General features: G+C 32.7%; 11 protein-coding genes. 7 read left to right on the top strand and 4 right to left on the bottom strand.

Features of this window, described 5'->3' with window-relative positions; genetic code table 11:
- The first annotated feature begins 188 nt into the window (after positions 1–188).
- Positions 189–590, top strand: coding sequence for a transcriptional regulator, SarA/Rot family (locus tag CD150_RS11185; RefSeq protein WP_046208335.1), 402 nt, complete (start codon positions 189–191; stop codon positions 588–590).
- 122 nt (positions 591–712) lie between these two features.
- Here the strand turns inward: CD150_RS11185 and mnmM are convergent, their stop codons facing one another.
- Positions 713–1,273 (bottom strand): tRNA 5-(aminomethyl)-2-thiouridylate-methyltransferase MnmM, encoded by a 561-nt coding sequence (gene mnmM, locus CD150_RS11180; RefSeq protein WP_046208336.1) that lies wholly within the window; start codon positions 1,271–1,273, stop codon positions 713–715.
- The gene (mnmL, locus tag CD150_RS11175) at positions 1,270–2,223 is read right to left on the bottom strand and encodes a tRNA modification radical SAM protein MnmL/YtqA (RefSeq protein ID WP_103161597.1); all 954 of its coding nucleotides are present in this window, start codon (positions 2,221–2,223) and stop codon (positions 1,270–1,272) included. The genes mnmM and mnmL overlap by 4 nt, the downstream gene beginning before the upstream one ends.
- 109 nt (positions 2,224–2,332) lie before the next feature.
- Between mnmL and CD150_RS11170 the strand changes: the two genes are divergently transcribed.
- From CD150_RS11170 to CD150_RS11160, 3 genes are all read left to right on the top strand, one after another.
- The gene (locus CD150_RS11170; RefSeq protein ID WP_103161596.1) at positions 2,333–3,502 is read left to right on the top strand and encodes an MDR family MFS transporter; all 1,170 of its coding nucleotides are present in this window, start codon (positions 2,333–2,335) and stop codon (positions 3,500–3,502) included.
- 449 nt (positions 3,503–3,951) lie between these two features.
- Positions 3,952–6,366, top strand: coding sequence for a leucine--tRNA ligase (gene leuS / locus CD150_RS11165; RefSeq protein WP_073341644.1), 2,415 nt, complete (start codon positions 3,952–3,954; stop codon positions 6,364–6,366).
- Positions 6,367–6,387: 21 nt separating this feature from the next.
- Complete coding sequence (locus CD150_RS11160) at positions 6,388–6,699, top strand: rhodanese-like domain-containing protein (RefSeq protein ID WP_073341646.1); 312 nt, start codon at positions 6,388–6,390, stop codon at positions 6,697–6,699.
- A gap of 155 nt (positions 6,700–6,854) precedes the next feature.
- Here the strand turns inward: CD150_RS11160 and CD150_RS13275 are convergent, their stop codons facing one another.
- Both CD150_RS13275 and CD150_RS11155 read right to left on the bottom strand, forming a co-directional pair.
- Positions 6,855–6,950 (bottom strand): type I toxin-antitoxin system Fst family toxin, encoded by a 96-nt coding sequence (locus tag CD150_RS13275; protein ID WP_107360307.1) that lies wholly within the window; start codon positions 6,948–6,950, stop codon positions 6,855–6,857.
- A gap of 166 nt (positions 6,951–7,116) precedes the next feature.
- Complete coding sequence (locus CD150_RS11155) at positions 7,117–8,376, bottom strand: BaiN/RdsA family NAD(P)/FAD-dependent oxidoreductase (RefSeq protein WP_073341649.1); 1,260 nt, start codon at positions 8,374–8,376, stop codon at positions 7,117–7,119.
- Positions 8,377–8,505: 129 nt separating this feature from the next.
- On the opposite strand from CD150_RS11155, the gene CD150_RS11150 reads away from it, so the two are divergent.
- Genes CD150_RS11150 through CD150_RS11140 form a run of 3 tightly spaced genes read left to right on the top strand, consistent with a single transcriptional unit; the run spans position 8,506 to position 11,252 of the window.
- On the top strand, positions 8,506–10,143 hold the full coding sequence (locus CD150_RS11150) for a putative polysaccharide biosynthesis protein (protein ID WP_046208342.1): 1,638 nt from the start codon (positions 8,506–8,508) through the stop codon (positions 10,141–10,143).
- A complete protein-coding gene (locus CD150_RS11145) occupies positions 10,140–10,838 on the top strand; it encodes a pseudouridine synthase (protein WP_103161595.1) in 699 nt (232 codons plus the stop codon). Before CD150_RS11150 ends, CD150_RS11145 begins: the two co-directional genes overlap by 4 nt.
- Before the next feature lie 15 nt (positions 10,839–10,853).
- Entirely contained in the window at positions 10,854–11,252 is a 399-nt protein-coding gene (locus CD150_RS11140) for a YtxH domain-containing protein (RefSeq protein WP_073341656.1), read from the top strand.
- Positions 11,253–11,362: the final 110 nt, after the last annotated feature.

Genomic DNA, 11,362 nt, shown 5'->3' with positions numbered 1-11,362 from the left:
GAAAGATATGCAAAATAAAATCAAACAACTAATTGCATAATTCATAATTTAATTTTAAACTGTATATAAGATTAATTTTATTGAAAATATCAAAATTTATTCCGATATGAATAAATTTTGCATTGAATGAATTTTTGGTAAATTAATTTTACATGTTTAACTTTATATTATGATTGGGGGATATTTCTATGGGGAAGACAATTGCTGATATGGTAGATAGTGTCCTTAGATTGGAATATGTACTTAAAGATATTGAAGAAATTTTTGAAAAAGTACAGAAACAATATAAAATGTCAAAAGAAGAAATTTTAATTCTTTTAACACTTTGGGAAGAAGGATCAATGACGCTTAAAGAAATGGATAATTATGTTAAAATAAAATCTTATAAACGTACAAGAACGTATAATGATTTAGTTGAGAAAGCGTGGATTATTAAAGAAAGACCTGTGAACGATGAACGTACGGTAATTATACATTTCAATGAGGATTTAAAAGATCAAAGGGAAGAACTTTTAAATTGTTTTAAAGCAGAAATAAGTGAAAAATCATCTACTATACAATCTAGTCTTAAATCTATCTTAAAATTATAGGGAATAATTATAGTTACAAAATGAGAAGTTAGACCCAATATAGTATTAGGAAATCAATATCTATACTAAAGTAAAAATGCATCTCCATATAAATGGAGATGCATTTTTATTTTTAATATACTTTATCTTTTTTCAATTGCACATAGAAATGGTGCATTATTTTTTTGATTAATAAATTGATATTGTAATATGTGTGCTTTGTTTTGATCAAAATGTTGAAGATAATTTAATAATGCATCACGTTCAATTTTACCCTCATCATGTCCGTGATATATTACTAGTACAATTATGCCTTCTGTTGCCAATATATCAAATATTTCATCTATAGCTGTTAAAGTACTGCTGGGGATTGTCACAATTGATTTGTCGCCTTTAGGTAAATAGCCTAAATTAAAAATGGCTGCATCAATTTGTCCAATTTCATTACTTTGTATATATTGCTTTACTTTAGCATGACTATCTTGAATTAAGTGTACATTTTTAAATGCGTTTGTCTTGTTGCTCGTATTTTGAATTGCAACTTCTTGAATATCAAAAGCATACACTTTACCATTTGGAACTTGTTGTGCTAAAAATTCAGTGTCATGACCATTACCACAAGTGGCATCAATCACAATGCTGTCTTTATTGATATGTTGTCGTAATAGCGTTTTAGAAAATGGTAAAATCCGTTCTAGTTTCATGATTTAATCGTCGATTCATAGTATTTTCCTTGATAAGAATTTCTGCGTGCTAATTCATCATCAATTTCGTTTAATACTTCCCATTTGTTGACACTCCACATAGGGCCAACCATTAAGTCAATCGGACCATCACCAGTAATTCGATGGACAATCATTTCTTTTGGTAAAATTTCTAGTTGATCACAAACTAAATTTGTATAATCGTCTTGAGACATGAATTCGAGCATGCCTTTTTCGTATTGTTTTACCATTGGTGTACCTTTAAGTAGGTGTAACAAGTGTATTTTAATGCCTTGGACATCCATTTGTGCTACTTCTTTAGCTGTTTCCATCATCATGTCATAGTCTTCTTCAGGAAGACCGTTAATGATATGTGTACACACGTTTATGTTATGTTTACGTAGCTTAGCTACACCTTCGTAATACGTTTTCATATCATGTGCACGATTAATCAAATCTGATGTTTTTTGATGTACTGTCTGTAGACCTAATTCAACCCATAAATAGGTACGTTCGTTCAATTCAGCTAAGTATTCGACAACATCATCCGGTAAGCAGTCAGGGCGTGTTCCAATAGATAATCCTACAACTCCAGGTTCTTTTAATGCAGTTTCGTACTTTTCTCTTAATATTTCAACTGGCGCATGTGTGTTAGTAAATGCTTGGAAATAAGCAATATACTGACCTTCATGCCATTTTTCATGCATTCTATCTTTGATTTGTTGGAATTGCACATCAATCGGGTCTACACGATCTCCTGCAAAATCCCCACTTCCTGCTGCAGAACAAAACGTACAGCCACCATGTGCAACTGTGCCATCTCTATTTGGGCAATCAAATCCTCCGTCAATTGCAACTTTAAAGATTTTTTGTCCAAATTTATTTTTCAAATGGTAATTCCAAGTATGATATCGTTTATTCTCGAATGCGTAAGGGAAGAATTGTCCCATATAACATTTTCCTTTCTAAATTCATTCTAGTTAAAGATTTTAACATATTTTAATGATATAGTGTTTAGAGTAAAAACAGAAATTTAAAATTAGAAAGGAGCTTATGGTTATGAATATGCCAAAATCAGTGTGGTGGTTGGTGATTGGTATGGCATTAAATATCACAGGCTCAAGTTTTTTATGGCCATTAAATACAATATATATGAATGAAGAATTAGACAAAAGTTTAACAATGGCTGGGTTAGTATTAATGATTAATTCATTTGGTATGGTCATTGGCAATTTATTAGGTGGTAATCTATTTGATAAATTGGGTGGTTATCGGACCATTATGATTGGAACTGTGATCTGTTTAAGTAGTACAACATTGTTGAATTTTTTCCACAGATGGCCATGGTATGCAGTATGGTTAGTCTGTCTAGGCTTTGGCGGTGGCATGATTGTCCCAGCAATTTATGCGTTAGCAGGTGCAGTTTGGCCGCAAGGTGGTAGACAAACTTTTAATGCGATATATTTAGCTCAAAATTTAGGAGTGGCGATTGGTGCAGCATCTGGTGGCTTTGTGGCAGAATTAAGTTTTAATTATATATTTATAGCTAATTTATTAATGTATATTGCATTTGCCATAGTCGCAATTAGCCAATTTAATATTAAATTGGACATTAAAGTTAAATCAAATGATGCTATGAGTTTATTAGATAAAGCGTACAGACCACAATTCATTGCATTAACTTTGCTGTGTGTCATGTTTAGCATTTGTTGGATTGCTTATATTCAATGGGAAAGTACGATTGGTTCATTTACTCAAGAGCTAAATATCTCTATGGGCCAATACAGTTTATTGTGGACTGTCAACGGTATTATGATATTAGTTGCACAACCATTAATCATTCCGATAATCAGATTATTAAAAGGAAATTTAAAGCATCAAATGTATGTTGGTATAGGTATTTTTATTATCTCTTTCTTTGTCACAAGTTTTGCTGAACAATTTTCTGTATTTATGGTAGGTATGGTTATATTAACATTGGGTGAAATGTTTGTTTGGCCAGCAGTTCCGACAATTGCAAATCAACTTGCACCAAATGGGAAAGAAGGTTCGTTCCAAGGTTACGTTAATTCTGCAGCTACAGTTGGTAAAGCATTTGGTCCTCTTATTGGTGGCGTTGTTGTTGATATGTTTAACATGCAAATCATGTTTTTAAGCATGATTTCATTGTTAGTTTTATCACTTATATTTTTAACATTTTATGATCGTAAATTACCAAAGGATATTTAATATAATACTGAACCCAAAATGTAGATTTCATTTATTTTTGTTTCAGAGCAATCATGGTACATGAGATTAAAAATAAGCATTAATGATTTAGCGAGAAATGGTTATTGAATTAATAATATTTTATGTATAGTTTAAATAATTTTATATAAACATAAAGGCGAGTTTTGTAAATCAACTTTATACTTGAAATAAAGGGTTTTTTCAAATATCATAAGAAGAGTATAGGAGTAGTAATTTGAAAGCTTTTCGACAGAGAGCTAGGGTGGGTGGAACCTAGCGTAAAGCCTCAAGTGAACTTACCAGGACTTAAAGTGAATGAATGACATCTCTAACTATTAATTAAAATGAGCGCACATTTAGTGAAACAGGGTGGTACCGCGGTGAAAATCATCGTCCCTATTATATAATAGTTTGAGGTGTCTTTTTATTATTGAACAGGAGGAAATGAAGTGAATTACAATCATAATGAAATTGAAAGAAAATGGCAGAATTATTGGGAAAACTATAAAACGTTCAAAACTGAAGATAATTTAGGCCAGAAAAAATTTTATGCACTTGATATGTTCCCTTATCCATCAGGTGCAGGGTTACATGTAGGCCATCCTGAAGGCTATACAGCTACTGATATTATTTCAAGATACAAACGAATGCAAGGATATAATGTATTACATCCAATGGGTTGGGATGCTTTTGGTTTACCAGCTGAACAATATGCACTAGATACAGGTAATGATCCTCGTGAATTCACAAAACAAAATATCCAAACTTTCAAACGACAAATTAAGGAATTAGGATTTAGTTATGATTGGGATCGTGAAGTTAATACAACAGACCCAGAATATTATAAATGGACACAATGGATATTCATTCAATTATATAATAAGGGACTTGCTTATGTTGATGAAATAGCTGTGAACTGGTGTCCTGCGTTAGGTACTGTATTGTCAAATGAAGAAGTAATCGATGGTGTTTCTGAACGTGGCGGACATCCTGTTTATAGAAGACCAATGAAACAATGGGTACTTAGAATTACTGAATATGCAGACAGATTACTTGAAGATTTAGATGATTTAGATTGGCCTGAATCTTTAAAAGACATGCAACGTAATTGGATTGGACGATCAGAAGGCGCATCTGTAAGATTTAATGTAGAAAATTTCAATGATCAAATTGAAGTGTTTACAACACGCCCAGACACTATTTATGGTGCAACATTCTTAGTGTTAAGTCCTGAACATGAACTCGTAAATAAAATTACTACATCAGAACATCAAGAAAGTGTTGAGAAATATCAACAAGAAGCGGCAATGAAATCAGACTTAGAACGTACTGGATTAGCTAAAGAAAAATCTGGTGTGTTTACTGGAGCGTATGCATTTAATCCTTTATCAGGAGAAAAAACGCCGATTTGGATTGCTGATTATGTTTTATCTTCATATGGTACAGGCGCTGTTATGGCAGTTCCTAGCGGAGACCAAAGAGACTATGAATTTGCAAAAGCTTTTGATTTACCAATTAAAGCAATAATTGAAGGTGGAGACCTATCTGAATCAGCTTATGATGGCGATGGGCCTCATATTAATTCACAAGAATTAAATGGTTTATATAATCATGAAGCGATTGAAAAAGCTATTGCACTTTTAGAACAAAACAATGCTGGTACAAGAAAAGTCAATTATAAACTGAGAGATTGGTTATTTAGTCGTCAACGTTATTGGGGCGAACCTATTCCTGTTATACATTGGGAAGATGGTACGATGACAACGGTTCCTGAAGATGAATTACCTTTACTTTTACCTGAGACAGACGAAATTAAACCTTCTGGTACAGGTGAATCGCCATTAGCTAATATAGATGAATTTGTTAATGTCATAGATGAAGAAACTGGAATGAAAGGACGTCGTGAAACAAATACAATGCCACAATGGGCAGGTAGTTGTTGGTATTATTTACGCTTTATTGACCCAGATAATGAACAGATGTTAGCTGATCCTGAAAAGTTAAAACATTGGTTGCCTGTGGATTTATATATTGGTGGTGTTGAACATGCAGTGTTACACTTATTGTACGCTAGATTTTGGCATAAGGTCTTGTATGATTTAGGTGTAGTGCCTACCAAAGAACCATTCCAAAAATTATTTAACCAAGGCATGATTTTAGGTGAAGGTAATGAAAAAATGAGCAAATCTAAAGGTAATGTTATTAATCCAGATGATATAATCAAATCACATGGTGCTGATACGTTACGTCTATATGAAATGTTCATGGGTCCACTAGATGCTGCAATTGCATGGAGTGATAAAGGATTAGACGGTTCAAGACGTTTCTTAGACAGAATTTGGAGACTTTTAATTACAGAAGACGGTTTAATCACAGATAAAGTAGTCAATACTAATAATAAAGCTTTAGATAAAAGTTACCACCAAACTGTGAAAAAAGTTTCGGAAGACTTTGAAACATTAAATTTCAATACGGCAATTAGTCAGCTAATGGTATTTATAAATGATTGCTATAAAGTTGATGAGATTTATAAACCATATATTGAAGGATTTATTAAAATGTTAGCGCCAATCGCACCTCATATAGGTGAAGAATTATGGGCGCGTTTAGGACATGAAGAAACGATAACTTATCAACCATGGCCTTCTTATGATGAATCATTATTAGTCGATGATGAAGTGGAAATTGTCGTTCAAGTAAATGGTAAAGTTCGTGCCAAAATTAAAGTTTCTAAAGATCTTTCAAAAGAAGAAATGGAAACAGTAGCATTAGGTAACGAAAATATCAAAGCTGAAATAGAAGGCAAGGATATTAAAAAAGTGATTGCGGTGCCTCAAAAACTTGTTAATATTGTTGCCAAATAACACAAAAGGGGCGTATATATTATGGAAACAATTACTATAGATGAATTGAAATCAAAAATTTTAAATTCTAATCCTGTTCATATCGTAGATGTAAGAACTGATGAAGAAACAGCAATGGGTGTCATACCAGATGCAGAAACGATACCTATGGATAAAATTCCTGATAATTTAAGTCATTTTAATTCAGAAGAAACGTATTATATTATTTGTAAAGCTGGTGGCAGAAGTGCACAAGTCGTCCAATATTTAGAACGCAATGGCATTCACGCAGTCAATGTTGAAGGTGGCATGGATGCCTGGGGCGATGAAGGTTTAGAAATTAAAAGTATTTAATCTTTTGATCGAGCAAAATCAAACGATGATTTTGCATTTTATGCAAGTTTAGTGTTATAATACATTTAACAAAGATATCAATACAGATACACCAAACCCCCTCACTATTGCGAGTAGTGAGGGGGTTTTTTGGTGTTGGCTAAATGTCGCCTGTATTATTTGTCATTACGATTGCGTAGCCAGTACGCAAATAACGTAACGATACAACCACTGATAACAGCAGTCATGAAATGAACAAAGATATCAATCACAAAATACACCTCCTCTCTACGTCTATTGACGCCTGAGAGTAGGCGACTTAAGTATTATAACATTCGGTGACTCAAGCGCATAGAAAATACAAAACATTAAAAAGGATAAAAAATGAATTTGTTTTAACAGTGCGTAGTTGGTCTAGTAGATCACAAATTGATAGGTTTAATGTTGAAATTTACTTGCATTTGTTCCTGATATATGACCTGTAACTAAAGCGCTAGTAATATTATAGCCACCTGTATAACCATGGATATCGAGCAGTTCACCACACATAAATAATCCTGGCGTTAATTTTGACATCATCGTTTTGGGTTCGATTTCTTTAAGAGAGACCCCTCCGCCAGTTACGAAAGCTTTTTCAATTGATAGTGTTCCATTAACTTTAAAAATAAATCCTTTTAATAAAGTAATCAATTTATTAAATTGTTCATTAGAGATATGATGTGCTGTTAATGTTTCTGAAATATCTGCTAACTCTAACATATATAATAGATAACGTTCTTCAATTAAACCGTGTAAGCTATTTTTTACATATTTATCTGGCGTATCTTTTAATAATTTACGTACTTTGTCTTCTAATTGTGCAAAACTGAGTTCTGGAAAAGCATCTAATTGCATTTCGATATCTTCTCGTTTTTGGTTTTTTTGTTCTTTATATACAAATTGGCTGCATCTTAATGCGGCAGGGCCACTGATTCCGAAATGAGTAAATATCATGTCCATTTGATGTGTGACGCGCTTTTTACCATTTTTCTTCAATACAGATAACGCAACATTTTTTAAACTTAATCCTTTTAATCTTTTGTTTTTAATAAATTGCTCGGATGACGTAATTGGTACTTCAGTTGGGAAAAGTTCTGTAATTGTATGTCCAAAGTGTTCAGCGAATTTATAACCATCACCAGTCGAACCGGTCTTTGGTACACTCGTGCCACCTGTAGCGATAATCAAACTATACGTTTCAATTGCTTGTTGATTACCTAAAAAGACTTTGAATGTCTGTTGAGGTGTATGTTCAATAGCGTGTACTGACGTTTCCTCTTTTACAGTTACATTATTTTTTTCAATCGTACGAATTAACGCATCTACAACATCCTGTGCTTTATTAGAAACAGGAAACATACGTCCATGATCTTCTTCTTTGAGTGCAACTCCACGTGATTCGAAAAAGTGAATAATAGATTCATTGTCAAATACGGAAAAAGGACTATATAAAAATTTTCCATTTCCTGGTATATTTTTAATTATCTCTTCATACGGTAAACGATTTGTGACGTTACAACGTCCGCCTCCTGAGATTTTTAATTTGCGTCCGAGCCCTTTTTTCTTTTCAATGAGAAGGACTTTATCACTATGTTGACTTGCTGCGGCAGCAGCCATTAAACCACTAGGTCCACCGCCAATTATAATTGTTTGGTACATTTGATTGCCTCACTTTACTAAATAGTGTTATTTTATAGTTTATAGTAATATAGTTTTGAAAAAAAGTGTTTATAACGTTATGATTAAAGTTATGATTGTAAAAATTAAATTTGAGATAGGAAGATCTGAATGAGTGAAAGTAAAGAATTAGTTAGAGGTACCTTTTTAATCACCCTTAGTATATTGATTACTAAAGTCTTGGGTGTTTTATATATTATTCCTTTTTATTCCATAATTGGTGGAGAAGAAAAATTGGCGCCTTTTAACTATGCATATACGCCGTATAATATTGCCATTGCAGTTGCAACTGCTGGGGTGCCATTAGCGGCGTCTAAATATGTGTCTAAATATAATGCTTTAGGGGCGTATAAAGTCAGTGAAAAATTATATAAATCTAGCTTTATAGTTATGACTATAACAGGATTTATTGGATTTTTCATTTTATATTTATTAGCACCGAGCATTGCCACAATTACTTTAGCCCATGAATCTGGTGCTAAGGGTGGCTGGTCCGTCGCTGACATCACATGGATTATTAGAATTATCAGTATGGTAGTCATATTTATCCCATTACTGGCTACATGGCGTGGTGTGTTCCAAGGTTATAAATCAATGGGTCCAACTGCTGTATCAGAAGTTATTGAACAAATCGCACGTATTTTATTTATTTTAGTAGGAAGTTATCTAGTTCTGAATGTTTTTGGTGGAAGTGTGTTACAGGCCAATGGTATAGCAACATTTGCTGCTGCAGTAGGTGCGATTGCAGGGATATTCACCTTATGGTATTACTGGAGAAAGAGAAAGCCTAATATTGAAAAAATGGTGGCAACGGATACTTCTGATATTTCTGTATCTTATGGAAAAATGTATAAAGAAATTATTTCTTATAGTATTCCATTTGTAATTGTTAGTTTAAATTTCCCACTGTTTAATTTAGTAGATCAGTTTACACATAATGGTGCCTTAGATTTGGCTGGAGTACCAAGTCGTTTACATGACTATTTCTTTACTATTTTAAACATGACGACAAATAAAATAGTAATGATTCCAACGTCATTATCTGCTGGTTTTGCAGTGAGTTTAATTCCATTTATTACTAAGACGTATGAATCTGGTGAATTAAAAGAAATGCACAGACAGATTCGAACATCATTAGGGGTGTTAATGTATATTACAGTCCCTGCAAGTCTGGGAATTATGGCTTTAGCGCTACCATTGTATACTGTCTTTTATAGTTATAATGTCGATGGTAGTCAATTGTTATTTTATTATGCACCTGTTGCTATTTTAATTGGATTATTAAGTGTAACAGCTTCTATGCTGCAAGGTATTGATAAACAAAAGTTAACAGTCTTTGTAATTTTAGCGGCAGTAGTATTAAAAGTAATACTAAATACGCCATTGATTATGGCATTCCATACTGCTGGAGCAATTTTAAGTACGGCGATAGCGTTACTATTTGCTGTTATCTGTAATTTTTATATACTTAAAAAATATGCGAGTTTTGACTTCTCAGAAACGTGGTTACATTTTGGTAAAATTTTCTTATATGGCTTGTTAATGATGGTCGTAGTTGAATTATCATCGTTTTTATTACAAATGGTTATTTCTCCGCAAACTAAATTTGGTGCTTTAGCAATTTTAATTATCAGTGTCATAGTAGGTATGATTGTTTACGGTGGTATTACGATGAAGACGAAACTTGCTGACCAATTTTTAGGAGATATTCCAAATAAACTCAGACGTAAATTAGGGATTATAAAATGAGATTAGATAAATTTTTAGCTAATATGGGTGTAGGAACACGTACAGAAGTTAAACAATTATTGAAAAAAGGTATTATTACAGTTAATAATAAAATAGAAAAATCTCCTAAAAAACAAATAAATCCAGAAACTGATGAAGTACAGAAAAACAATGAAACAATTCACTATATTGATAAAGTCTATCTAATGTTAAATAAGCCTAAAGGTTACGTATCTGCAACAGAGGATGACCAACAGCAAACAGTTGTGGACTTAGTTGAACCGTACCGTTTTTTAGATGTGTTTCCAGTTGGTCGCTTAGATAAAAATACTTCGGGTTTGTTATTAATTACGAATGATGGCACTTTTAACCATGAACTAATGAGCCCAACGAAACACGTATCTAAAACCTATGAGGTAATTTCCCAAAAAAATATTACAAATAATGATATAAAATCGTTTAAAATGGGTATTGAATTGAATGAGGGTTTGGCAAAGCCTGCGACTTTAGTAAAAAGTGATGAAGCATTTAAATCATTTGTCACAATTTATGAAGGAAGATATCATCAAGTTAAACGCATGTTTCATGCTATAGATAATGAAGTTTTAGAATTGAAACGCATTAGCATTGGTGAATTAAAACTGGATGAATCTTTAGCGCCAGGTGAGTATCGCCATTTAACTCAAATAGATTTTAAACAATTAGGATTAAAATAATAAAGAGGTGTTATTATGTCAAAATTATTAAAAGCAATTTTAGGTGTTGGAGGCGCAGCTGCTGCAGTTGTTCTTTCTAAAAAAGAGAATAGAGATAAATTAAAGGATGAATATAGCAAATATAAATCAAATCCTGAATCTTATAAGCAAAATGCAAAAGACATCGCTAGTCAGATTAGCTCAAAAGCAAATGAAACTTATAATGAAGTAAAACAAGACCCTAAAGGTTATGCTTCAAAAGTAAAACAAGATCCTAAAGGTTTTATTAACGAACAAAAAGAACGTTTTAAGGGCGAATCTGAAGAGGAAGAACATGTTGAGGAAGCAAGATTTACAGATGAAGGTGCTGCTGACCCTTCAAATAATCTTCGCGTCGTTACTGAAGACGAGCTCAAAAACAATAAAAATAAATAAGCAATTATACATTTGATTTTTTACCTAGTTCATTGTTTTGAACTAGGTTTTTTTATATATTAATACAGAAATTGAAAGTTAGGTATATGAAAGGTTTTAAACTGTTTTTC

The sequence above is a fragment of the Staphylococcus ureilyticus genome, assembly GCF_002902235.1.
In the GTDB taxonomy this organism is placed as follows: Bacteria; Bacillota; Bacilli; order Staphylococcales; family Staphylococcaceae; genus Staphylococcus; species Staphylococcus ureilyticus.
This window is presented reverse-complemented; position numbering and strand designations above follow the sequence as displayed.